Here is a 24095-nt window from a genome sequence, read left to right as displayed (position 1 = left end):
GACTTGCACCGGGCATATCCCGGCGCATGCGGGTTGTCAGAAGATGTGCGCGTAACGCAGGCCGGCGAGCAGGCTGTTCTTCGGGCCGTTGCGCACGCTCAGGTCGGTGCCGAGCTGGATTTGCACCTGGTCGGCCTTCGTCACGAACTTCGCCGCGGTGATCCGCAGGCGCGTCGTGCGCAGCGCGTCGTTGTTGTCCGCGCCGTCGACGCTCGTTTCACCGCCCCAGAGCTGGGTGATGCCGATCCCGAGCGACGTGCCCGGATCAGGCATGTAACGCACCATCGCCTGCGCGCTGTAGCTCATCCGCTGGTGCAGCGTCGCACCGTTCGCGCCGTACGACGTGTTGTTGCCGTACCAGATCGCGTCGCCGACGAGATCGAGTGCCCACTGCGGCGAAAAGTGCTTGACGTAGGCCGCCTGGAAATCCAGCGACCAGCGATTGGCGCCGAGATTGAGACCACGGTTCTGGTCGTAACTCCCGGTCGGCGCGTAAACGTAGACCGTCGCGGCGACGACGTCCTTCGCTTCGTTCAGGCGGAACTTCAACGGCGCGGTCAGGATCACGTCGCCGATACCGTTCGTACTGCCAAGCGCGCCGGCGTTGCCGAAGCTACTGACGTGGCCGAACGGCAGCAACACCTGCGGATCGATCGTGAGCCTGTCGGTGAGCTGGAACACATGCAGCAGACGGGCGATGCCGACATTGGACTGCAGATCGAAATCCGACGTCCGGTGGCCATTTGCGTAGTACGCATTCGTCGCCGAATAGTTGTAGTACAGCACGCCGATCGTCGCGCCGGTCGGATACTGCTCGTAGTCGCCGGGATCGACCTCCACCGCGCCTGCGTAATGCGATGCGACGACCATCAGCGACAAGCCGATCCATCGCGCGATTCGCTTCAGTTTCATTCTGTTGACGCTGTCCATCATGCTCCTCACCTGGATGCGCAGGCACCGCCACGTTCGACGTACGACCAACGGGAACGGTGGCCGGACGGTGGCATCGCGGAGTGCTGGCTGACTGTTATTCCGCCGGTCCTCGGGAGAGTGCCGACGATTCGCGACACCGGACGGCCATCGCTTGAGGGTGAGAATAGAAAGGCAAAATCCGCATTTCTGTTTTCCGACGGAACAAGAAATAGGCTGTGGCGGACCTCCGTAGCCGGTGCCATACGGCGGTCGTCAAACGCGCGCCGGCTGCCGCCTCTGCGTGCCGGACGCCCGGTCGATGCCGTGAATCGCCGTGCATCCGGTGCGCGTCGGCGCCTGCCGTCCACGGGGGCCGTCTCGGCACAGTTTCCGATCCGTGCCGGCAAAGAACCGCGCTTTTTCTCTTCTTACCCTGCTCGTCGAGCGTGACCGACATGGCGCGCCCCCACCCCGCCACGGCAGTCGCAACGCCCTGGCGGCGGTCGCCCCGAACCACGACAAGGAGCCCCACGATGAACACGATTCCTTCCGAGGAAACACGCTCGACGCCCGGCGAACGCGCCTGGGCGCTGTTTCGCGTGATGAAAGAGAAGAACCTGATTCCCGACGGCTATATCGAAAATCTGACCGAGCTGATGTCCACGACCTGGGATCCGGCCAACGGCGCGCGCATCGTCGCGCGCGCGTGGGTCGACCCGGCGTTTCGCGAACTGCTGCTGACGGACGGCACGGCCGCATGCGCGCAGTTCGGCTACACCGGCCCGCAGGGCGAATACATCGTCGCGCTCGAAGACACCCCGACGCTGAAGAACGTGATCGTCTGCAGCCTGTGCTCATGCACGAACTGGCCGGTACTCGGGCTGCCGCCCGAGTGGTACAAGGGCTTCGAATATCGTGCACGGCTCGTCCGCGAAGGGCGCACGGTACTGCGGGAACTCGGCACCGACCTGCCCGACGACGTCGTCGTGAAGGTCTGGGACACGACCGCCGAAAGCCGCTATCTCGTGCTGCCCGTGCGGCCGGCCGGCAGCGAGCACATGACCGAGGAACAACTGCGCACGCTCGTCACCAAGGACGTGCTGATCGGCGTTGCGCTGCCGCGCGCGCACTGACTCGCCCCCCGTTTCGCTCTCGACCTTCATCTCGGAGATCACATATGGACGGCTTTCACGACCTCGGCGGATTCCAGGGTTTCGGCCCGGTGCCGCATACGATCAACAGTCTCGGCTACAAACCGGTCTTCAAGGAAGACTGGGAGCATCTCGCGTACAGCCTGATGTTCGTCGGCGTGGACCAACTGAAAAAATTCAGCGTCGACGAGGTACGTCACGCAGTCGAACGCATCGACGTGCGCCAGCACGTCGGCACGCGCTACTACGAGCGCTACGTCATCGCGACCGCAACATTGCTCGTCGAAACCGGCGTGCTCGCGCAGGACGAACTCGACCGCGCGCTCGGTTCGCATTTCCGGCTCGCGAACCCGCCGCGATCCGGCGGCCGCGCGGCCCCATCCGAGTCGACGCGGTTCGCGGTCGGCGATCGCGTCGTCGTTCGCGACGAATACGTCAGCGGACACATCCGGGCGCCGGGCTACGTTCGCGGCAAGGCAGGCGTCGTGTTGCACCGGACGACCGAATCGTGGCCGTTCCCGGACGCGATCGGCCACGGCGACGCCGGCGCCGCGCATCAGCCGACCTATCACGTCGAGTTCCGCGTGAAGGATCTGTGGGGCGACGCCGCCGACGACGGCTATGTCGTGGTCGACCTGTTCGAAGGCTACCTGGATCGCGCGTCCGGGCAGAGCGCATGACGACGCCGGCAAATCGACACGTGCCTGCGGCCCCGGCGCCGAGGATTCCGGTCACCGTGCTGTCCGGCTTCCTCGGCGCCGGGAAAACGACGGTGCTGAACCACCTCCTGCGCAACCGCGCCGGCCTGAAGGTCGCCGTGATCGTCAACGACATGAGCGAAGTGAACGTCGACGCCGATGACGTGCGGCGCAATGTCGAGCTGCATCGAGGCGAGGACGAACTGGTCGAAATGACCAACGGTTGCATCTGCTGCACGCTGCGCGCCGATCTGCTCGAGCAGATCAGCACGCTTGCGCGGCAGCGTCGCTTCGATTATCTGCTGATCGAGTCGACGGGTATCTCGGAGCCGATGCCGGTCGCGGAGACGTTCGCGTTTCTCGACCGGGACGGTTTCAGCCTCAGCGAGCTCGCGCGGCTGGACACGCTCGTCACGGTGGTCAACGGCGAGACGTTCGAGGACATGATCGCGTCGCCCGAACCGGTCGCGCGCGACGCTCCGCTCGCGAACGGCGGCGATGCCGATCCACCGCGCAAGCTGTCGGATCTGCTGATCGAACAAGTCGAATATGCGAACGTGATCCTCGTGAGCCGACTCGACCGGATCGGCCACGCGGGTTTCGAGCGGCTGCGCGCCATTCTGGCGTCACTGAATCCATCGGCGCGCATCCTGCCGATGCAGCACGGCAAAGTCGACCCGTCGGACGTCCTGGATACGCGGCGCTTCGATCTACCGGCGCTCGTCGAATCGCCGGGATGGATGCAACGCATGCAGGCCGACGAACGCCCGTCGGAATCGGATGCGTACGGGGTCGTGTCGTGGGTCTATCGCGAACGTGCGCCGTTTCATCCGGCGCGCCTGCTCGCGTGGCTGAATCGCCCCTGGACCAACGGCCGACTGCTTCGCTGCAAGGGATATGTCTGGGTTGCGCACCGATATGCGGAAACCGCCATGCTCGTGCAGGCCGGCGACGCGTTCCAGTGGGGCTACGTTGGCCGATGGTGGCGGTTTACCCCACCGTCGGACTGGCCACACGACGACTATCGTCGCGACGGCGTGCTGAAGAAATGGGAGGAACCGGCTGGCGATTGCCGGCAGGAAATCGTGTTCATCGGGCAGTCGATCGATTACGTCCAGTTGCGTCGCGAACTTGATGCGTGTCTGCTGACGGTCGCGGAAATCGACTCAGGCCCGGCGTCTTGGCGCCGGTTTCCGGAAGCTGACAGGTTCGACGCGCTCGCGACTCCCGCCCATTCGTGAAGTGGGATTCGACGGCGTCGGTTGCAACGCCTGCGACCGACGACTTTCTATCGGCCAGTGGGCGTTGCGCCCGGTTCAGCGGGACGTGAATCCCGACAGCTGCGCCAAGGGCAGTTTTCTTCAATACGGGCGCGCGCGGCGCCCGTAGTCTCGATGCGACTTTCGACCTTTCGCATGGAGACACACCCAATGAGCATGCTGGTTTCGATGGCCGCGTTCGCGCTCGCCTCGTCGATCACCCCCGGCCCCGTCAACATCGTCGCGCTCAGTGCCGGCGCACGCCACGGCCTCGGCGCGAGCCTGCGCTATGCGGCCGGCGCGACGCTCGGCTTCGTCGCGCTGTTCCTGCTGATCGGCCTCGGGCTGCACGCGGCGCTCGCGCGCTGGCCGGTGCTGACCACTGTCACGCAATGGTCGGGGATCGCGTTCCTGCTGTATATGGCGCTGCGGCTCGCGCTCGACGACGGCCGGCTGTCGGCCGACCCCGACGTGGCCGGCCCGTCGGCGGCTGCCGGCGCGGCGATGCAGTGGCTGAATCCGAAGGCGTGGCTCGCGTGCGTGGCCGCGATGGGCGCGTATGCGGCCGATGGCGACCGCACGCAGGTCTGGCAGTTCGCCGCGCTGTACCTGGTGATCTGTTTCGCGTCGATCGCGTGCTGGTCGTATGCGGGCGCGTCGCTGCGGCACCGGCTCGCGAACGCGCGGCACATGCGCGTGTTCAACCGGCTGATGGCGCTGCTGCTCGCGGGCAGCGCCCTCTTCCTGCTCGATGTGTAGCGCCTGCCGTTCAGCTCGTCGCGCTGCGGTACTGGCCGGGTGTCGCGGCTGCGATCCGCCGGAACGCGCGCTGGAAATGCGCCTGGTCGGCGAAGCCCGCGTCCAGCGCGACGTCGGCGATCGGCCGGCCGCGGCGCAGCTCCGTGCGGCCGTACTGCACGCGGCGATCGATCAGGAACGCATGCGGCGTCATCCCGTAGCGGGCGTTGAACGCGCGGATCAGGTATGACGGCGACAGATCGGCCGCCGCGCAGATCGCATCGAGCGTGACGCCCTCACGGCAATGCGCGGCGATGTAGTCGGCCGCGCGTGCGAGCCGGGTGTTGTCGTCCCCGGCGCGCGGGCCGGGCAGGTCGCGTTCGAGCGCGCCGTGCAGCGCCGTGAAGAACTCGACCGCCGCGCTCTCCTTGCCGAGCGGATCGACGCCGGGCGCGACGAGCGTGCGGTAGAAGCCGCCAAATTGCGCGAACAGGTCGTGCCGCTCCGTCAACTTCTGCGAAAAGCCGTGAAAATCGCTGTTCAGATCGCGGCCCAGTGAATGCTGAAGCCGCGCGAGCCACGGCACGTCGACATAGACCATCCGGTACGCCCATGCGTCGGGGCCATACGGATTGCACGCATGCACCTGTTCCGGATCGATGATCACGAGCACGCCGCGCCCGACGTGCGCGTTCGTCGCGCCGTTCACGTAGGTGCTCGTGCCGCCGACGATCGCGCCCACCGAAAACGTGTCGTGCGTGTGCTTCGCGTAACAGATCGTGCGGCCGTCGTCGACGGTGCGCGCCTCGATGAACGGCAGCGCGGCGTCACGCCAGAACGGCGACGGGACGACGGATCGGTTGGCGGTACGGCTCACGCGGCAGGCTCCCGGTTCGGATGGCGAACGCTCACCGTACAAGACTGTGCGGCGCCGCGCAACCGGATCGGCGGATAGCAGCTTCAATACCGGATCGCGCCGTTTCGCCTAAGCTTTGAATTCCGTCCGCCGCGGCACTCGCAGCGATTCCGTTCATTCCTCTCCCGTCACGCACATGCATATCGATCTGAAAGGCAAGACCGCGGTCGTTACCGCCTCCACCGCCGGCATCGGGCTCGCGATCGCCGAAGGGCTCGCGCGCGCCGGCGCGCGCGTCGTCGTCAACGGCCGCAGCGATGCGTCGGTGCAGTCCGCGCTCAAGCACCTGCGCGCCGCCCTCCCCGATGCGGACTTCGACGGCGTCGCGGCCGACCTGTCCGATGCCGCCGGCGTTGCGCGCGTCACGCAGCACACGAGCGCGGCCGACATCCTCGTCAACAACGCGGGCATCTACGGCCTGAAGGCGTTCTTCGACATCGACGACGCCGAATGGGAACATTACTTCCAGATGAACGTGATGTCCGGCGTGCGCCTCGCGCGGCATTACCTGAAGGGGATGATCGAACGCAACGCCGGGCGCATCGTGTTCATTTCGTCGGAATCCGGCCTGAACATCCCGGTCGACATGATTCACTACGGTTTCACGAAAACGGCGCAGCTGTCGATCGCCCGCGGCCTCGCGAAGCTCGCGGCCGGCACGAACGTGACGGTCAACTCGGTGCTGCCGGGGCCGACGATGTCGGACGGCGTGCGGGCGCTGCTGAAGGAAACGGCCGACGAAACCGGCCGCAGCGTCGAGGACGTGGCCGTGGATTTCGTGCGCAACCACCGCTCGAGCTCGATCATCCAGCGCCCGGCGACGCCGGAGGAAGTCGCGAACCTGGTCGTCTACGTGTGCTCGCCGCTCGCGTCGGCGACGACGGGTGCCGCGTTGCGGGTGGACGGCGGCGTGGTCGACACGATCGCCTGACGGCAGGCGGGCACGGCCGCCGCCGCGCTAGCGCGACGCGGCCTTGCCCGGCTGGAGCGTGCCCTTGCGATCGGCGTTCATGCAGGAATCGAAGCCGGATTGCGTGACGACGCCGGCCCGGTCGAACACGACGAAATATTCGCGGTGATCGTTGCCGTGCTCGATGAAGTAGTTGTAGCAGACGCCGTTGCCGTTGCGAACCATCCATACGCTGCGCGGATTGCCGGCGGCCCGGACGACATCGGCGCGCGTCGCGCCGTGCCGCGACGCGGCCCTCGCGAGCGGCGTGCGCGAATACGAGAATGGCAGCCACGCGTCGAACCACGCGCAACCGTGCAACATCAGGCAGCTGGCGGCCAGCGACAGCGTCGCTGCGGGACGGGACATCGTAATCAATCGCATGCTTGGTGAAATCTGCTGCGCCATGCCGGCGTGATCGAAAGCGCCATGCTACTCGACCTTTGGGTCCGGATCGAAAAGAAATGTAGAGATCTTTATCCGAATCCTTGCATTGCATGCTCCGGCACCCGCCTGATCGGCGCCCGTCGCGGCGGCCGATGCGCGCTTGAACACGCATCGGTACCGGCGCTTCATGCCGCCGCCCCGGCGCACATCGTCACGCAATCCACTCGGCCCACAGCATCGTCAGCACCGTCATCAGCGCGGGGCCGACGAACAGCCCGATCAGCCCGAACGTCTCGGCGCCGCCGAGGATGCCGAACAGCACGAGCAGGAACGGCAGCCGCGCGGAACTGCCGATCAGCACCGGCCGCACGAAGTGCTCGGCGACGAACACGACGACGAAGCCGAGCACGGCCACGACGATGGCCCACATGGTCGCGCCCTGCACGAACAGCCAGAGCGCGGCGCCGCAGAACACGACGGGCGCGCAGAACGGCAGCATCGCGGCGATGGCCGTGACGAGGCCGAGCAGCGCTGCATGCGGGACGCCGGCCAGCGCATACGCGATACCGAGCAGCGCGCCCTCGCCGAGCCCGACGACGACGAGCCCCGTCACCGTGCCGAACACGGCCGCGACCATCCGCTCGATCAGCTCCGCGCCGCTGCGCCCGAACGCGCGCCGTGCGCCCTGCAGCAGCGCCCCCGACAGCTTGTGGCCGGCGCGCAGGATCACGAACAGCGTGACGAGCATGAAGCCGAATTCGAGCAGCGCGTGCGCGAGCTTGGTGCCGAACTGCCGGCCGAACGCGAGGAATTTCTCGCTGTTGACGCCGTGCATCGCGGTGGCCGCATGCAGCGGATGGGCGAGGTTGGCCTGCCACCATTCGGTGATCTGCGCCGCGCCGTAAGGCAGCCGGGCGACCACGTCCGGCACCGGGATGCCGTTGTCCTGGATCGTGCGCAGCCACTCGCGCAGGTCGTGCACCTGGCCGATCGCCTGGGTCGCCGCGACGGCCACCGGCAGCACGACCAGCAACGAGATCGCCGCCGTGATGACGAGCGCGATGAGCGTCGGGCGGTTGCGGAACAGCCGGTGCGATTCGAAGCGCTTCAGCATCGGCCACATCGCGATGGCGATCACGCAGGCCCACGCGATGGCAGGAATGAAATCGCGGATCACCCACAGCGCGATCACCAGCAGCGCCGCAACCAGCACGGCGCGGGAAACCTGCTGCGTGCGCGGCCGTGCGGCGGGCTCGGGAGACGACGGGACATGTGCGCCCATGGCACCTCTGTCGAAATGAAAAAATGGCGGTTCGCGCAGGCAACCGGCCTGCGCGAACCGCCATTCTATCCATCGGCGCCGGATCGGCGGCGCATGGGATGCGCGCGCCGCGCCAGCGCCCCGCCCGCTCAGGCCACCTTGTCGGCGCTCCGGTAACGCTCGAGCCAGTGCGCGTACGGTGCGGGCAGCGTCCACGACGGACGCTCGACGCCGAGTTGCTTGGCCGCGTAGTACGGCCAGTGCGGGTCGGCCAGATGCGCGCGGCCGACCATCACGAGATCGAGCTGCTCCTCCGCCACCACGCGGTTCGCGAGTTGCGGCGTGTCGATCCCCCACGCGGACGACACCGGCAACCCGGCCTCGCGGCGCACGCGCTCGGCGATCGGCGCGAGGAACGCCGGGCCCCACGGGATCTGCGCGTCGGGCGTCGAGAATCCGATCGACACGCTCAGCATGTCGAGCCCTTCCCGCTTCAGCCGCTGCGTGAGCGCGATCGACTCGGCGAGCGTCTCCTCGTCGCGGCCGTCGTACTCGATCACGCCGAAGCGCGCGGTCAGCGGCAGATGCTCCGGCCACACCTTGCGCACGGCCGCCAGCGTCTCGACGAGGAAGCGGGCACGGTTCTCGGCCGAGCCGCCGTATTCGTCGTCACGCTGGTTCGCATGCACCGAGAAGAAGCTCTGGCCGAGATAGCCGTGCGCGAAGTGCAGTTCGAGCCATTCGAAGCCCAGGTCGCGCGCGCGCTTCGCCGCCGCAACGAAGTCGGCCTGCACGCGTGCGATGTCGTCGCGCGTCATCGCGCGCGGCGTCTTCGGCAGATGCGCGCCGAACGGCACGGCCGACGGCGCGATGGTTTGCCAGCCGCGCGGATCGCCGTCGGCGATATGGTCGTCGCCTTCCCACGGACGGTTCGCGCTCGCCTTGCGGCCCGCGTGCGCGATCTGGATGCCGGGCACCGCGCCGGCCGCCTTGATCGCCGCGACCGACGGCGCGAACGCTTCGGCCTGCGCATCGTTCCACAGCCCCGCGCAGCCCGGCGTGATGCGCCCTTCCGGCGACACGGCCGTCGCCTCGGCGATCACGAGGCCCGCACCGCCGCGCGCGATGCCGGCCAGATGCACGTGATGCCAGTCGTTGACGACGCCGTCCTCGGCGACGTACTGGCACATCGGCGGCACCGCGATGCGGTTGCGCAGCGTGACATCCTTGAGTTTGAACGGTTCGAACAGGGCAGACATCCACGGCTCCTTTGCTTGGTTCTGCAAAACGACGGGAAACGCGTCGTGCAACGTGCACGACGGATCGATTCAGGCCGTCGACGGGCCGGCCTGCGCCCGGCGACGGATACGGGGATGGCGCCGGCCGGGCCGGCGCCCATGGCTCAACGGCGGCCGAGCTGCGCGAGCAGCGCCTCGGCGGCAGGCTCCGACGACGCGGGGTTCTGCCCCGTGATCAGCAGCCCGTCGGTGACGACATGCGGCGCCCAGTCGGCGCTGCGCTCGAATTCCGCGCCGTTGGTCTTCAGCATGTCCTCGACGAGGAACGGCACGACTTCCGTCAGTTCGACGGCCGCTTCCTCGCTGTTGGTGAAGCCCGTCACACGCTTGCCGCGCACGACCGATTCGCCGGTCTGCGGGTTCTTCACGTGACGCAGCACGCCCGGCGCGTGGCACACCGCCGCGACCGGCTTGCCGGCCGCCAGCGCGCGCTCGATCAGGCCGATCGAATGCAGATCCTCGGCGAGATCCCACAGCGGGCCATGGCCGCCCGGGTAGAACACGGCGTCGTAGTCGTCCACGGACACGTCGGCCAGCTTGCGCGTCGACGCGAGTTCAGCCTTGGCCGCCGCATCGGCGTCGAAGCGGCGCGTCGCGTCGGTCTGGGCCGTCGGGTCATTGCTTTTCGGGTCGAGCGGCGGCTGGCCGCCCTTCGGCGACGCGAGCGTCAACTCGACGCCCGCGTCCTTGAACGTGTAGTACGGCGCGGCCAGTTCCTCGAGCCAGAAGCCGGTCTTCTTGCCGGTGTCGCCGAGCGTGTCGTGCGAGGTCAGGACAACCAGAATCTTCATGATCGGACACTCCTTCGAAAAATGGATGACGGGAACGGGGCCGCTCGACCGGGAAATCCGGCTGGTGGGCGCGGCACGCCTGTGGGTTAGTCAGCTGTGACGCGTCAACGTGCGACCCGTGTATCCGAATGCGGCTTGCGCCTATTAGACCAGTCGTCTAGAACAATTCGAAATGAAACGACGGCGTCTCGCTGCACCATCAGCATCGCAGCGCGAAATGGCATTCAAATGGCATTTTCGCGTCTTCGTTGCCTGCGCCGCGGACGTCGTCGCATTCATGGGAACGGATGATAGCCCTGGATTAGACCGGTCGTCTAGTAACCCCTGCCTTCGTCATGGCCTTTCGGTGGAGCACGATCCGCCGGCACCTGCCGTCGCTCGCGCCCTCATCTGCGCCGCCGCGGCTAGCCGCGCAACGGACCGTCCGTGTCACCCGCCTCGATCGCCGGTGCTTCGAGCCGCTGCTCGCGAACCCCGTCGCCCAGCAGCCGCAGCATCAGTTCCGCCAGTGCGCGCCCCGACGCGTGGCCGGTCGGCTGCACGACCGCCGTCACGCGATACGGATGCGCGAGGTTCGGTGGCACGCCGTCGTAGACGATCAGCGACATGTCCTCGCCCAGGCGCAGCCCGCTGTCCACGAGCGCCCGAAACGCGCCGCCGCCCGCGATATTGTTGTCGACCAGCAGCGCCGTCGGCCGCTCGGTGCGCGCGAGCAGCGCCCGCGCCGCCTGCCACCCGCCGTCGTGCGTAAACGGACACTCGACCATCAGCGCCGGATCCGGCTCGATGCCGGCTTCGTGCAGGGCCGACAGATAGCCGGCACGGCGCTGCGCGGCGAAATTCAGCGCCAGCGGCGCGCTGATCATCGCAATGCGCCGGTGCCCGAACGCCGTCAGTCGACGCACCGCGTCCCGCGCGCCGGCCTCGTTGTCGAAATCGAACCACGCATACGGCTCGGCCACCTGCGTCCGGCCGTAGGCCACATACGGAAACGCGCTCGCCTGCAGGTACGCAATGCGCGGATCGTCGACCCGTGTGCGCGCGACGATCAGCCCGTCGACGAGCTTGCCGTCGACGATGCGCCGATAGGTGTCCAGTTCCGCGTTCGGCCGCGCCGACGCGATGATGAAATCGAGATTGCGTTCCGCGAGCCGCTCGGTGATGCCCGCGACGACCTCGCCGAAACGCGGATCGCCGAGATCGCCCGCGCCGAACGGATAGACGATCCCGATCACGTCCGCCCGCCCGGTCGCGAGCCGGCGCGCGGTCGGATCCGCCACATAGCCCATTTCCCGCGCGGCCCGCGCCACGCGCTCGCGCGTCGCCTCGCTGACATCGTCGTAACCGTTCAGCGCGCGGCTGACCGTCGTCCGCGACAGCCCGAGCGCGTCCGAGAGCGCCTTCAGATTCACCTTCACCGTCGTTCCTCGCATTCGCCGATCCGCCCGGCCGCCCGACGTGCGGGACGCGCCGACCGGGTAATTATTTCCAATTGGTAACGATTACCGTCAAATAAATATCTTTTGCGTTCCAAACCGGTTTGAAATAGCATCCAAACCGGTTTGGACATCGATGCCCACTCAGCCGTTCACTTTCACCTAGCCAGGAAACAACGACGAGATGACATACTTTCCCCTTTTCCGCCCGATCGCGACCAAACGTTTGCTGCTCGCTGGCGGCGCACTTGCCGCCTTCGCGTCCGTCGCGCACGCGCAGTCCAGCGGCACGGGCGCGCCCCTGCCCACGCCCCATACGCAGCAGGCCTACGATCCCGAAGGCAACTTCACGATGCGCTGGACGCGGGCGGACATCCGCCAGATCGTCGCGCAGTCGCATACCGCCGGTGCCGACAAGAACTCGCTGCCGCAAGCGCTGACGATGCCGGACATCCCGCAGGATTTCCCGCTGATCAACTCGAACGTGTGGGTGTGGGACACATGGCCGCTGGCCGACCTGCGCGCGAACCAGCTGAGCTACAAGGGCTGGGAGGTGATCTTCTCGCTCACCGCCGATCCGCATGCGGGCTACACGTTCGACGACCGTCACGTCCATGCGCGCATCGGCTTCTTCTACCGTCGCGCGGGCATCCCCGCGTCGCAGCGCCCCGCGAACGGCGGCTGGACCTGGGGCGGCCACCTGTTCCCCGACGGCGCCAGCGCCAAGGTGTTCGGCACCGCGCCGATGACCAACAACGCCGAATGGTCGGGCTCCGCCCGGCTCACGCACGGCGACAACGTCAGCCTCTACTACACCGCGACGTTGTTCAACCGCTCGGCGCCCGGCGGCGCCGACATCACGCCGCCGCAGGCGATCATCACGCGCGCCGACGGCCATATCCACGCCGACGCCACGCACGTCTGGTTCTCCGGCTTCGACGATCACAAGGCGCTGCTGCAACCGGACGGCAACTACTACCAGTCCGGCCAGCAGAACACCTACTTCTCGTTCCGTGACCCGTTCGTGTTCACCGATCCCGCGCACCCGGGCAAGACCTACATGGTCTTCGAGGGCAACACGGGCGGCCCGCGCGGCGCACGTACCTGCACCAACGCGGATCTCGGCTACGCGCCGAACGATCCGTACAAGGAAGATCTCAACGCGGTGATGAATTCGGGCGCAGTGTATCAAAAGGCCAATGTCGGCCTCGCGATCGCGACGAACCCGCAACTGACCGAGTGGAAGTTCCTGCCGCCGATCCTGTCGGCGAACTGCGTCGACGACCAGACCGAGCGCCCGCAGATCTACCTGAAGGACGGCAAGTACTACCTGTTCACGATCAGCCACCGCACGACGATGGCGGCCGGCGTCGACGGGCCGGACGGCGTGTACGGCTTCGTCGGCAACGGCATCCGCAGCGACTTCCTGCCGCTGAACGGCGGCAGCGGCCTCGTGCTCGGCAACCCGACGGACTTCTCCGCGCCGGCCGGCGCGCCGTATTCGCAGGATCCGAACCAGAATCCGCGCGAATTCCAGTCGTATTCGCACTACGTGATGCCGGGCGGGCTCGTCGAGTCGTTCATCGATGCAATCGGCCCGCGCCGCGGCGGCACGCTCGCGCCGACGGTGAAGGTCAACATCAACGGCACGTCGACGGCGGTCGATCGCGCCTATGGACGCGGCGGGCTCGGCGGCTACGGCGACATTCCCGCGAACCTGCCCGCGACCGGTGGCGGCAACAGCCAGGGAAATCAGGACAACCAACAATAACGCACGCTGGTAAAGGCACGGGGTTAAGGAGGCGTGTATCGCGCGTGTCGCGTGCGCGCCTCCTCTTTTTTCTTCCATCCATCGCGCACACCGCCGTTGAAAGCGGCTGTGCCCTCCTTTCCCGCTTTGCACGGCGGAGCACGGGACCCCGCATGATATCGACGTCTTTCCGCTTTTCCGTCCGGGTCGCCCGGTTGCTGCTCGCCTGCGTGGCCTGCTCCCAGGTCGCTGCCGCGCCTTGCCACGCACCGGCCGAACATGACACGCCGCAATGGCGGCCCGCGCTCCACTACACGCCGCAGCGCAACTGGATGAACGACCCGAACGGGCTCGTCTACGACAACGGCCGCTATCACCTGTTCTATCAATACAATCCGCTCGGCCGCGACTGGGGCAACATGTCGTGGGGCCACGCGACGAGCACCGACCTCGTCCACTGGCGCGAGCAGCCGGTCGCGATGCGCGCGAACGCGACGGAGGAAATCTTCTCCGGCTCGATCGTCGCCGACACGCTCAACACGTCCGGCCTGGGCCAACCGGGCCACACGCCGCTCGTCGCGCTTTATACGAGCGTGTACCAGGCAGGCTCCGGTCACGCGCCGGGCGTCCAGGCGCAGTCGCTGGCATACAGCCTCGATCAAGGCGCGACCTGGCAGCCGTACGCACACAATCCGGTGCTGACGCTCGATCCGGAATCGAAGCAATTTCGCGATCCGAAAGTGTCGTGGTATGGGCCGGGCGGCTACTGGCTGATGACGACGGTCGTCGCCGACGCGCACGTCGTGAAGCTTTATCGCTCGGACGACCTGATCCACTGGAATTTCCTGAGCGACTTCACGCGGCCGGGCGTGCCGCACGACGGCGCGCTGTGGGAAATGCCCGACCTCGTGCCGCTGCCGCTCGACGGCGATCCCGCCCGCATCCGGTGGGTCATGATCGTCAACGTCAATCCGTGGTCGATCGCCGGCGGCTCCGGCGCGATGTACTTCGTCGGCGACTTCGACGGCCGCACGTTTACGCCGGATCGCGTCGCGCCCGCCGGCTCCGATCCCGCGCAATTCCGCTGGGTCGACCATGGCGCGGACTTCTACGCAGCCGGCACCTTCTCGGGCGCGCCCGGCTCACGGCCGGTCGCGATCGCGTGGATGAGCAACTGGGATTACGCGGCGAAAGCGCCGACCGCGCCGTGGCGCGGCGCGACGACCCTGCCGCGCGAACTGTCGCTGAAAACGATCGACGGCGAACCGACGCTCGTCGTCGCACCGGCCGCCGCGTTCGACGCGTGGGCGGACGGCAGGCCCGCCGTGCACGAAGGCGATCTCGCGGTCGATTCCACGATACGTGCGCTGTCGGCCGCGACGCGCGGCGTCGTCCAGCGCATCACGGTCACGCTCACGCCGCAGCACGCGGCGCGTGCCGGCCTGATCGTCCGGCGCTCGGCGGATGGCTCGGTCGGCACCCGGATCGTGTACGACACGGCAAGGCGCACGCTGACGCTCGACCGCTCGCAGTCCGGCGAAACCCATTTCGCCGACACGTTCAGCAAAGAGCACATCGTGGACCTGCCGCTCGAGCATGGGCAGTTGCGGCTCGAGATCGTCGTCGATCGCGGTTCGGTGGAAGTGTTCGCGAACGGCGGCCGTGTCGCGCTCACCGACCTGATCTTCCCGCCGCTCGATGCGGACCGCGTCGCCGTATTTGCCGAACACGGCCGCGCGACGTTCTCCGGGCTCACGGTGACGCAGCTCGAAGCTGGTGGTGATGGGCCTGGCGACTGTGCGGCGCGATAGATGCGATGGGCGGACGGCCGTTGGTCCTGCATGTGACGGGGGCTGTCCGACCGGCATCACGCCGGTCGGTTGCAGCCCCCGCCGGAGCCCCGCCGATCAGAGCAAGCCCATCCCGCCCGACGCGATGATCTCCGCGCCGACGATGAACGCGGATTCCGGCGCGCTGAGGTGCAGCACCGTCGACGCGATCTCATCCGGCGTGCCGAACCGGCCGACCGGGACGAGGCCCTTGATCTTCTCTGCCGTTTCGTCGAGCGTGGCCGCGTCAAATCCGAGCTTGCCGTAGAGCGGCGTCTGCACGGGCCCGGGGCTCACGACGTTCACGCGCACGCCGTGCGGCAGCAACTCCGCCGACAGCGTCTTCGCGAACGAATTGACGGCCGCCTTGCTCGCCGCATACACCGACGAGCCGGGCATCCCGATGTGCGCGTTGATCGAGCCGTTGATCACGATCGACGCGCCGCGGTTCAGCAGCGGCACCAGCGACTGGATCTGGAAATACGCGCCCTTCACGTTGGTGTTGAACACGAGATCCCACATGGCCTCGTCGCTGTCGGCGAACGGCGCGAGCTTCGCAACCCCCGCGTTGATGAACACGGCGTCGAGCCGTGCCCCCGCCGATGCGATCGCATCGGCCAGCGCGCGGGCCGACGCGACGCTGCCGGCCTCGTTGCGGATCGCCAGCGCGCCTTCACCGAGCGTTTGCCGCGCGGCCTCGAGCGTCTGCGCATCGCGCCCGGTGATGATGACGCGTGCGCCTTCTGCCGCGAATGCCTTGGCGGCTGCCAGGCCGATACCGCTGTTGCCACCCGTGACGAGGACCGTCTTTCCTTCGAAGCGTTGCATGATGTTCTCCTGTGAACCGGTGAGTTGACCGTGAACACAGGATGCGCGCGGCGCCCGGTCATGCCGTACGACGGGCGTGACGAACATGTTCGAAATCGTCGAACGTGTTTGGGCGGATGGACTCGAACGCCCGGTTCCGTCCGGTTCCGCGCCGCGTCAGCCGGCCACGTCGATGCCGTCGAGCAGGCGCTGCGCGAGCCGCGGTTCGCGCAATTGCTCGAGCCACCATTGCAGCGCGCGGCCGTCCCGGTCGCCGTGCCATGCGACATACAGCAGGTTCGGCTCGCGCGGATCGGCCGTCTGTTTTTCCACGAGTTCGCCGCCCGCGAGCAGCGACGCCACGCGCCGGCGCGGCACCCAGCCGACGCCAAGCCCGTCGCGCTGCGCGAGGATCTTCGCGCGCATAGACGGCACCGCCAGCACGGCCTGCCCGCCGAGCAGGCCATATGCGCGGCCGGCCGCGCGCCGCGACGAATCGGCGACGACGACGGCCCGGTGCGCACCGATCGCGTCCCGCGTCAGCGCGCCGCTCACGGCGGCCAGCGGATGGCGCGGCGACACCGCGAACACCCACTCCATCGCGCCCAGCTCGAACCACTTGAAACCGGGAATCGCCGGCGGCTCGTTGGTCGCGCCGATCACCAGGTCCGCGCGCCCGTCGCGCAGCGCTTCCCAGGTCCCGCCGAGCACTTCGTGCGTGAAACGCAGCGACACGCCCGAGTCGAGCGCATCGAACGCGCGGACCACCGGCAGCAGCGTGTCGAACTCCAGCACCTCGTCGCTGACGATCCACAGCCGGTCCTCCCAGCCGCTCGCGACCTGCCGCACGCGCTGCGTCAGCCGCGCGACGTCCAGCGCCAGCCGCGCCGCTTCGTCGGTCAGCAACTGGCCGGCCGGCGTGAGCTGCAGCCGGTAGCCGCGGCGGTCGAACAGCAGCGCGTCGAAGCGCGTTTCGAGCTGGCGCGCCGCGTGCGACACCGTCGACGGCGCCTTGCCGAGCCGCGCGGCCGCGCGCGACAGGCTGCCGGTGGCGCGGATCGCGTCGAGCAGCGCAAGTTCGTCTTCGGACAGCATGGGCACGCTCCGGTGTGGGGTTGTCGTGGATCTGTCGTGGATCGTAAGGCAGCGGCGGGCCGAGGTCCAATCGAGCGATGGGGCGGCGTCGGCTGACGATGCCCGTCACCCCTGACGAATGCCGCCGGGCCAGCGTTGCACGATGCACGGGTTCGCCGGCCGCCCGCGTCGCCCTGCCGGGATGCCATGCACCGTGCGGCCGGTTCGTGCATCGAGCGAAACCCGCGAAGCCGTCACGCCGCGCGGAACCACCCATTCGTTCATCGCCTCCGGTATGCTGATCGGCACGAGATTTCGGCAATCGAGGTAACCACTGCGATGGACATCGCGATCCGCATCGAAGGCCGTCACGACCTGACCGGGCAGATCTTCCGGCAACTGCGCACCGCGATCGTCGACGGGCGGCTCGCCGGCGGCGCGCGGCTGCCGTCGACGCGCGACCTCGCGAAACAGCTCGGCGTATCGCGCAAGACGACGCTCGACGCGTTCGAGCGTCTCGTCGCCGAGGGCTACCTGAATACGCGCGCCGGTGACGGCACGTTCGTCGCCGACGGCCTCGCGCGCGTGCCGCACGCCGCGGCCATGTCGGCGCCCTCCCTCGTCGAATACACGCCGCGCATCGACGCGGTCGACGCGCGTGCACTGTGGGACGACCTGCCCGACGCGCTCGCGATGCCCGCGCCGCAGGACACGCCGGGCTTCGACTTTCGCGGCGGCGTGACCGACAAGGCGCTGTTCCCGTTCGACGCGTGGCGGCGCTGCCTGCATCACGCGCTGCGCCAGCAGATGCGCGGCCCCGCCGGGTACCACGACCCGGCCGGCGATCCGCAATTGCGCGGCGCGATCGCGCGCTACGTCGCGTTCAGCCGCGCGGTCGCGTGCGGCTGGGACGACGTGCTCGTCACGCAAGGCGCGCAACAGGCGCTCGACCTGATCGCCCGCGTCGTCGTGCGGCCGGGCGATGTGGTCGCGGTCGAGGATCCCGGCTATCCGCCCGCCCGCGCCGCGTTCGCGTCGCTCGGCGCGACGGTGATCGGCGTGCCGGTCGACGCGCAGGGGCTGGTGACGGAACGGCTGCCCGACGACGCGCGCCTCGTCTACGTGACGCCGTCGCATCAGTTCCCGCTCGGGATGCCGATGACGCTGGACCGGCGCGTCGCGCTGCTCGAGTGGGCGCAGCGCCGCCGCGCGGTGATCATCGAGGACGACTACGACGGCGAGTTCCGCTTCGAGGGCCGGCCGGTGGAATCGCTGAAGAGCCTCGACCGCACGGGCCTCGTCGCGTATGTCGGCACGTTTTCGAAGACGATCTTTCCGGAGCTGCGGATCGGCTACGCGATTCCGCCGCGCGCGCTGCGCGGCGCGCTGACCAAGGCGAAGCAGATCGTCGACTGGCACACCTGCACGCTGACGCAGGCCGCACTCGCTCGCTTCATGCTCGAAGGCGATTTCGCGCGGCACCTGAAGCGCGTGCAGAAGCACTACGATGCGCGCCGCAAGATGCTGATCGCGCATCTGCGCGGCGAACTCGCGCCGTGGTTCGACGCGATCGTGCCGACCGCCGGCATCCACCTGGCGGCCTACCTGAAGCCGGGGCTCGACGAAGCGGCGCTGGTTCGCGCGGCCCGCTCGCAGGACATCGGCCTGTACGGCATCTCGGCGTTCCACGTCGGCGTGCCGGTCCGTGCGGGGCTGCTGTTCGGCTATGGCGGGATCGACACGCCGCGCATCGACACGGCGCTCGCGACGCTGGCCGGCCTGCTGCGTTCGGACGCCATTGGCGGCTCGGCACTGGTTACCTGAATTTACCGGAAATTGGCCATTCAAGCAGGCCAGCATGCGTCCTAAAGTAGGTCCTGTCGCGCCATCGTGCGCTCCCACCGAAAAGGACCTGCCATGCAACCGCGCCTGAACTTCTACGCCGCCAGCCCGAATGCGATCAAGGTGATGCGCAACGCCGAGGAATTCCTCGCGAAGAGCTCGATCGAAAAGCCGCTCGCCGAACTCGTCCGCCTGCGTGCATCGCAGATCAACGGCTGCGCGTTCTGCGTCGACATGCACACGACCGACGCGCGCAACGGCGGCGAAACCGACCGCCGCCTGGCCACCGTCGTCACGTGGCGCGAGACGCCGTTCTTCACCGAGCGCGAACGCGCGGCGCTGGAATGGACCGAGGCGCTGACGCTGGTCGCCAGCCACCACGTGCCCGACGCCGTCTGGGAAGCCGTGAAGCCGCACTTCACCGACGAGGAGCTGTTCGACCTGTCGATGCTGATCGCGACGATCAACTCGTGGAACCGCTTCGCGATCGCGTTCCGCAAGATGCCCGAGTAAGGAGGCGACGATGATGGACGCCACGCTCCGTCGCGCCGCCCTGTGCGCCTCGCTCGCGGCCGGCGTCGCGCTGCTGCCGGCCGCTGCCCGGGCGCACGACACCGGCGACAACGTGCACACGATCCTGCAGCAGGCCGTGCCCGAAGCGCCCGGCAAGCTCGCGGTCGTCGCGACCGTCGACTATGCGCCCGGCCAGGCTTCCGAAGCCCATCGGCACCTCGGCTCGGTGTTCGCGGTCGTGTCGAAAGGCGAAGTGCTGTCGCAGGTGAACGACGGCCCGCTGCACCGCTACCGCGCCGGCGAAGGCTGGTACGAGGCGCCCGGCTCGCGCCACCCGGTGTCGCGCAACGCGAGCGCGACCGAGCCGGCTCAGCTCGTCGTATTCGGGTTGACCGGCGAACACGTGCCGCTGACGTCGCCGCTCGATCAGTAACCGCTTTCCGGGGGGCGTGCGATCGTCCAGGCACGCGCCCCCGCTTCGCGACCGGTTTTCCATACCGTGGGTCAGCCACGCCTCCCGCTTCTCCATTAGCTGCTCCCTACACGCCGCCACCGGCTTGCCGTACCGCGCCGCGTCACGTCGCCTCCTCGCCCACCCGCGTCCCCCTTCGACGCTCGCCTGATCGCGATCAACTCGGGCGGAAACCCTTCCTTGAAATTAACTAACTCATCAATTAGCGTCGATTTCATGAACGCGAAATCCACCGTCGCCAGGCCGCGCGGGCGCCGCCCGTCGGTCGACGATTTCGACCTGCGCGACCACATGCTCGACGTCGCGATGCAGCTGTTCGCCGAACGCGGGATCGCCGCGACGACCGTCGCGCAGATCGCCGCCGCCGCCGGCGTCACGTCGGCGATGGTTCACTACTACTTCACGAATCGCGAGCAGTTGCTCGACGCGATCGTCGAGGAACGGCTCGCGCAGGTCATCGCGTTCGTGTGGCGACCGACCGAGCCGCAGATCGAAAACGATCCGTTCGCGCTCGTCGCCGAACTCGTCGACCGCTTCTTCGACGTCACGCACCGCATGCCGTGGCTGCCGTCGATCTGGCTGCGCGAGATCATCCATGAGGGCGGATTGCTGCGCGAGCGGATGGTCCGGCGCATTCCGCTCGAACATGTCGGGCGCTTCGCCGAACGCATCCGCGGCGCGCAGCAGGCCGGTACGCTGAACCCCGCGCTCGAACCCGCGTTCCTGTTCCATTCGATCATCGCGCTGGTGATGCTGCCGCTCGCGACCGCAAAGCTGTGGCAAAGCGCGCGCGGCGGCCTGCCGCCAATCGACCGCGACGTGCTGCACCGGCACGTCCGCGCGCTGCTCGGGTCGGGCATGCAGCCGCCGGCCGCCGCGCCGCGCGCACGGGCCCGCTCGCCCTCGCCGCGGAGGCCGTCATGAACGCGCCCCGCGCGCGGTCGCTCGCGCTGGCCGCCGCCGTCGCCGCCGTCGCGCTGCTCGCCGGTTGCGAACGCCGGGCGAACAACGGCACGACCTACCAGGGCTACGTCGAAGGCGAATTCGTGTACCTGTCGTCGTCGCAATCGGGCACGCTGACGCAGTTGTCGGTCGCGCGCGGCCAGGCCCTCGCCGCTGGCACGCCGGCCTTCTCGCTCGAAGCCGTCAGCGAAACGGCCGCGCTGCTGCAGGCGCAGCACCAGCTTGCAGCCGCCCGCGCGCAGCTTGCCGACCTGCAGACCGGCAAGCGCCCGCCGGAAATCGCGGTCACGCAGGCGCAGCTCGCGCAGTCCACCGCGCAGGCCGCGCGAGCCGCCGCGCAACTCGCGCGCGACGAAAGCCAGTACGCCGCCGGCGGCCTGTCGAAACAGCAGCTCGACGATTCGCGCACGTCCGCGCAAACGACCGCCGCGCAGAGGCGCGAACTGCAGAAACAGGTCGACGTCGCGCGCCTGCCGGGCCGCGCGCAGCAGGTCGCCGCGCAGGCCGCGCAGGTCGACGCCGCTCAGGCGGCGGTCGCCGAGGCGCAATGGAAGCTCGACCAGAAGCGCGTCGCCGCGCCCGCCGCCGGGCGCGTGTACGACACGCTGTACCGCGTCGGCGAATGGGTGCAGGCCGGCAATCCGGTCGTGCAGATGCTGCCGCCGCAAAACCTGAAGGTGCGCTTCTTCGTCCCGGAGGCCGCGATCGCCTCGCTCGCGCCGGGGCGCACGGTCGCGATCCACTGCGACGGCTGTGCGGCCGACGTGCCCGCGCGCATCACCTACGTGTCGAGCGAGGCCGAATACACGCCGCCCGTGATCTACAGCAACGAAAGCCGGACCAAGCTCGTGTTCATGATCGAGGCGCGCCCGGCCGCCGGCGACGCGCCGAAGCTCCATCCGGGCCAGCCCGTCGCCGTGAGGGTGCCATGACCGCGCCGCCCGCACCGTACGCGATCGACGTCGATCGCCTGAACAAGCATTTCGGCGACAAGCACGTCGTGAAGGACGTGTCGCTGCGCGTCGCGCGCGGCGAGATCTTCGGCTTTCTCGGGCCGAACGGCAGCGGCAAGACCACGTCGATCCGGATGATGTGCGGGCTGCTCACGCCCGACTCGGGCAGCGGCACCTGCCTCGGCTACGACATCGTGCGCGACAGCGCGCAGATCAAGCGGCGCGTCGGCTACATGACGCAGCGCTTCTCGTACTGGGAAGACCTGTCGATCCGCGAGAACCTCGACTTCGTCGCGCGCGTGTACGGGATGCCCGACCGCAAGGCGGCCGTCGCGCGCGCACTCGACGGGCTCGGCCTCGCGAGCCGCGCGGACCAGCTCACGGGCGCGCTGTCGGGCGGCTGGAAGCAGCGCCTCGCGCTGGCCGCCTGCATGCTGCACGAGCCGGCGCTATTGCTGCTCGACGAACCGACGGCCGGCGTCGATCCGGCCGCGCGCCGCGACTTCTGGGAAGAACTGCACCGGCTGGCCGCGCAAGGGATCTCGGTGCTCGTCAGCACGCACTACATGGACGAGGCCGAGCGCTGCCACAAGCTGGCGTACATCGCATACGGCGAGCTGCTCGCGCAGGGGACGTCCGCGGAGATCGTCGCGTCGCAGGGGCTCGTGACCCGCGCGATCACCGGTGCGCATCTGAGCGAACTGTCCGCGCGGCTGCGCACGATGCCGGACGTCGACCAGACGGTCGTGTTCGGCTCGGCGCTGCACGTGAGCGGCCGCGATCCCGCCCGGCTCGACGCGACGCTCGCGCAGGTCGCGGCACAAGCCGACGGGTCTGCCGCGCTGCAGGTCGCGCCGATCGACACCGGGCTCGAAGATGTCTTCATCTACATGATGGGCCGCGCATCCGGGCCGCCCGGCGGAGCGTCGTCATGAACGCGTGGGCGCGCCTGCGCGATGCGTTTTCGGTCGCCCGCTGGTGGAGCATCGTGCTGAAGGAATTCCTGCAGCTGCGGCGCGACCGCGTGACGTTCGCGATGATCGTCGGCGTGCCGATCATCCAGCTCACGCTGTTCGGCTTCGCGATCAACACCGATCCGAAGCACCTGCCCACCGCGGTGATCGTCGCCGATGCAAGCCCGTTCGCGCGCAGCTTCATCGCCGCGATGCGCAATTCCGCGTACTTCGACATCGTCGAGACGCTGCCCGACGAGGCGGCCGGCCGGCATGCGCTCGCCCGCGGCGACGTGCAGTTCGTGCTGAGCGTGCCGGCCGATTTCTCGCGGCGGCTGCTGCGCGGCGAGCGTCCGTCGCTGCTCGTCGAGGCGGACGCGACCGATCCCGTCGCGACCGCGTCGGCGATCGGCGCGCTGCCGGGCCTCGTGCAGCCCGTCGCGGACAAGGACCTGACGGGCCCGCTCGCCCACCTGAACGGCCGCCCGGCCGCGTTCGACGTCGTGCTGCACCGGCTGTACAACCCCGAGGGCATCACGCAGTACAACGTCGTGCCGGGCCTGATGGGCGTGATCCTGACGATGACGATGGTGATGATGACGGGCCTCGCGATCACGCGCGAACGCGAGCGCGGCACGATGGAGAACCTGCTCGCGACGCCCGTGCGGCCGCTCGAGGTGATGACGGGCAAGATCGTCCCGTACGTGCTGATCGGGCTGGTCCAGGTGTCGATCATCGTCGCCGCGGCACGCTTCGTGTTCGAGGTGCCGTTCGTCGGCGGCGTGTTCGCGATCTACCTGTCCGCGCTACTGTTCATCGCGGCGAACCTGACGGTCGGCATCACGCTGTCGTCGCTCGCGCAGAACCAGTTGCAGGCGATGCAGCTCGCGGTGTTCTACTTCCTGCCGAACATCCTGCTGTCGGGCTTCATGTTCCCGTTCGCCGGGATGCCGAAGTGGGCCCAATTCATCGGCAACCTGCTGCCGCTCACCTACTTCAACCGCCTCGTGCGCGGCATCCTGCTGAAAGGCAACGGCTGGAACGACCTGTGGCCGTCGGTGTGGCCGGTCGCGCTGTTCACCGTCGTCGTGATGGGCGTCGCGCTGCGGTTCTACCGACGTACGCTCGACTAGGCGCCGCACG

23 protein-coding genes are annotated in these 24095 nt (G+C 68.3%); 14 read left to right on the top strand and 9 right to left on the bottom strand.

What is annotated here, in order from left to right:
• Positions 1–36: 36 nt before the first annotated feature.
• Positions 37–933 carry a transporter gene (locus CFB39_RS24480; RefSeq protein ID WP_089474777.1) on the bottom strand — a complete coding sequence of 299 codons (897 nt, stop codon included), beginning with the start codon at positions 931–933 and terminating at the stop codon, positions 37–39.
• Between the two features lie 512 nt (positions 934–1445).
• Here CFB39_RS24480 and nthA point away from each other — a divergent pair.
• From nthA to CFB39_RS24460, 4 genes are all read left to right on the top strand, one after another.
• Positions 1446–2045 (top strand): nitrile hydratase subunit alpha, encoded by a 600-nt coding sequence (gene nthA / locus CFB39_RS24475; RefSeq protein WP_089474776.1) that lies wholly within the window; start codon positions 1446–1448, stop codon positions 2043–2045.
• A 44-nt stretch (positions 2046–2089) separates the two neighbouring features.
• The gene (gene nthB / locus CFB39_RS24470; protein ID WP_089474775.1) at positions 2090–2743 is read left to right on the top strand and encodes a nitrile hydratase subunit beta; all 654 of its coding nucleotides are present in this window, start codon (positions 2090–2092) and stop codon (positions 2741–2743) included.
• On the top strand, positions 2740–4002 hold the full coding sequence (locus CFB39_RS24465; RefSeq protein WP_089474774.1) for a GTP-binding protein: 1263 nt from the start codon (positions 2740–2742) through the stop codon (positions 4000–4002). The genes nthB and CFB39_RS24465 overlap by 4 nt, the downstream gene beginning before the upstream one ends.
• Before the next feature lie 189 nt (positions 4003–4191).
• Positions 4192–4779 (top strand): LysE family translocator, encoded by a 588-nt coding sequence (locus CFB39_RS24460; protein ID WP_089474773.1) that lies wholly within the window; start codon positions 4192–4194, stop codon positions 4777–4779.
• Positions 4780–4789: 10 nt separating this feature from the next.
• Here the strand turns inward: CFB39_RS24460 and CFB39_RS24455 are convergent, their stop codons facing one another.
• Entirely contained in the window at positions 4790–5635 is an 846-nt protein-coding gene (locus CFB39_RS24455) for an AraC family transcriptional regulator (protein WP_089474772.1), read from the bottom strand.
• 175 nt (positions 5636–5810) lie between these two features.
• On the opposite strand from CFB39_RS24455, the gene CFB39_RS24450 reads away from it, so the two are divergent.
• Positions 5811–6605, top strand: a complete 795-nt coding sequence (locus CFB39_RS24450) for an SDR family NAD(P)-dependent oxidoreductase (protein WP_089427594.1) — start codon at positions 5811–5813, stop codon at positions 6603–6605.
• A gap of 27 nt (positions 6606–6632) precedes the next feature.
• Here CFB39_RS24450 and CFB39_RS24445 read toward each other — a convergent pair whose 3' ends face one another.
• From CFB39_RS24445 to CFB39_RS24425, 5 genes are all read right to left on the bottom strand, one after another.
• On the bottom strand, positions 6633–7007 hold the full coding sequence (locus CFB39_RS24445) for a hypothetical protein (RefSeq protein ID WP_089475652.1): 375 nt from the start codon (positions 7005–7007) through the stop codon (positions 6633–6635).
• 214 nt (positions 7008–7221) lie between these two features.
• Positions 7222–8292 carry an AI-2E family transporter gene (locus CFB39_RS24440; protein WP_089474771.1) on the bottom strand — a complete coding sequence of 357 codons (1071 nt, stop codon included), beginning with the start codon at positions 8290–8292 and terminating at the stop codon, positions 7222–7224.
• Positions 8293–8420: 128 nt separating this feature from the next.
• On the bottom strand, positions 8421–9530 hold the full coding sequence (locus CFB39_RS24435; RefSeq protein ID WP_089474770.1) for an NADH:flavin oxidoreductase/NADH oxidase: 1110 nt from the start codon (positions 9528–9530) through the stop codon (positions 8421–8423).
• A gap of 143 nt (positions 9531–9673) precedes the next feature.
• Complete coding sequence (locus CFB39_RS24430; RefSeq protein ID WP_089432615.1) at positions 9674–10360, bottom strand: type 1 glutamine amidotransferase domain-containing protein; 687 nt, start codon at positions 10358–10360, stop codon at positions 9674–9676.
• 404 nt (positions 10361–10764) lie between these two features.
• A complete protein-coding gene (locus CFB39_RS24425; protein ID WP_089474769.1) occupies positions 10765–11793 on the bottom strand; it encodes a substrate-binding domain-containing protein in 1029 nt (342 codons plus the stop codon).
• Positions 11794–11980: 187 nt separating this feature from the next.
• Here CFB39_RS24425 and CFB39_RS24420 point away from each other — a divergent pair, with 187 nt between their 5' ends.
• Together CFB39_RS24420 and CFB39_RS24415 are read left to right on the top strand one after the other, a co-directional pair.
• Positions 11981–13567 carry a glycoside hydrolase family 68 protein gene (locus tag CFB39_RS24420; RefSeq protein ID WP_089474768.1) on the top strand — a complete coding sequence of 529 codons (1587 nt, stop codon included), beginning with the start codon at positions 11981–11983 and terminating at the stop codon, positions 13565–13567.
• 152 nt (positions 13568–13719) lie between these two features.
• The gene (locus tag CFB39_RS24415) at positions 13720–15357 is read left to right on the top strand and encodes a glycoside hydrolase family 32 protein (RefSeq protein ID WP_089474767.1); all 1638 of its coding nucleotides are present in this window, start codon (positions 13720–13722) and stop codon (positions 15355–15357) included.
• Between the two features lie 96 nt (positions 15358–15453).
• On the opposite strand, the gene CFB39_RS24410 is transcribed toward CFB39_RS24415, so the two are convergent.
• Both CFB39_RS24410 and CFB39_RS24405 read right to left on the bottom strand, forming a co-directional pair.
• Positions 15454–16203, bottom strand: coding sequence for an SDR family oxidoreductase (locus tag CFB39_RS24410; protein WP_089427602.1), 750 nt, complete (start codon positions 16201–16203; stop codon positions 15454–15456).
• A 156-nt stretch (positions 16204–16359) separates the two neighbouring features.
• A complete protein-coding gene (locus CFB39_RS24405; protein ID WP_089474766.1) occupies positions 16360–17277 on the bottom strand; it encodes a LysR family transcriptional regulator in 918 nt (305 codons plus the stop codon).
• A 318-nt stretch (positions 17278–17595) separates the two neighbouring features.
• Here CFB39_RS24405 and CFB39_RS24400 point away from each other — a divergent pair, with 318 nt between their 5' ends.
• The 7 genes from CFB39_RS24400 (at position 17596) to CFB39_RS24370 (ending at position 24085) form a co-directional block, all read left to right on the top strand.
• Positions 17596–19080: a PLP-dependent aminotransferase family protein gene (locus CFB39_RS24400; RefSeq protein ID WP_089474765.1), complete on the top strand. Its 1485-nt coding sequence runs from the start codon at positions 17596–17598 to the stop codon at positions 19078–19080.
• 93 nt (positions 19081–19173) lie between these two features.
• A complete protein-coding gene (locus CFB39_RS24395) occupies positions 19174–19611 on the top strand; it encodes a carboxymuconolactone decarboxylase family protein (RefSeq protein WP_089474764.1) in 438 nt (145 codons plus the stop codon).
• Positions 19612–19621: 10 nt separating this feature from the next.
• Complete coding sequence (locus CFB39_RS24390; protein ID WP_089474763.1) at positions 19622–20044, top strand: cupin domain-containing protein; 423 nt, start codon at positions 19622–19624, stop codon at positions 20042–20044.
• Positions 20045–20299: 255 nt separating this feature from the next.
• Positions 20300–21007: a TetR/AcrR family transcriptional regulator gene (locus tag CFB39_RS24385; RefSeq protein WP_089474762.1), complete on the top strand. Its 708-nt coding sequence runs from the start codon at positions 20300–20302 to the stop codon at positions 21005–21007.
• Positions 21004–21978: an HlyD family secretion protein gene (locus CFB39_RS24380; RefSeq protein WP_089474761.1), complete on the top strand. Its 975-nt coding sequence runs from the start codon at positions 21004–21006 to the stop codon at positions 21976–21978. Before CFB39_RS24385 ends, CFB39_RS24380 begins: the two co-directional genes overlap by 4 nt.
• Positions 21975–22934 (top strand): ABC transporter ATP-binding protein, encoded by a 960-nt coding sequence (locus CFB39_RS24375; protein WP_089474760.1) that lies wholly within the window; start codon positions 21975–21977, stop codon positions 22932–22934. The genes CFB39_RS24380 and CFB39_RS24375 overlap by 4 nt, the downstream gene beginning before the upstream one ends.
• Complete coding sequence (locus CFB39_RS24370; RefSeq protein WP_089474759.1) at positions 22931–24085, top strand: ABC transporter permease; 1155 nt, start codon at positions 22931–22933, stop codon at positions 24083–24085. Before CFB39_RS24375 ends, CFB39_RS24370 begins: the two co-directional genes overlap by 4 nt.
• Positions 24086–24095: the final 10 nt, after the last annotated feature.

It is taken from the genome of Burkholderia sp. AU6039 (assembly GCF_002223365.1).
Classification (GTDB): domain Bacteria; phylum Pseudomonadota; class Gammaproteobacteria; order Burkholderiales; family Burkholderiaceae; genus Burkholderia.
Note: the sequence above shows the minus strand (reverse complement) of the source record. Positions and strands in the feature narration are given on the sequence as shown.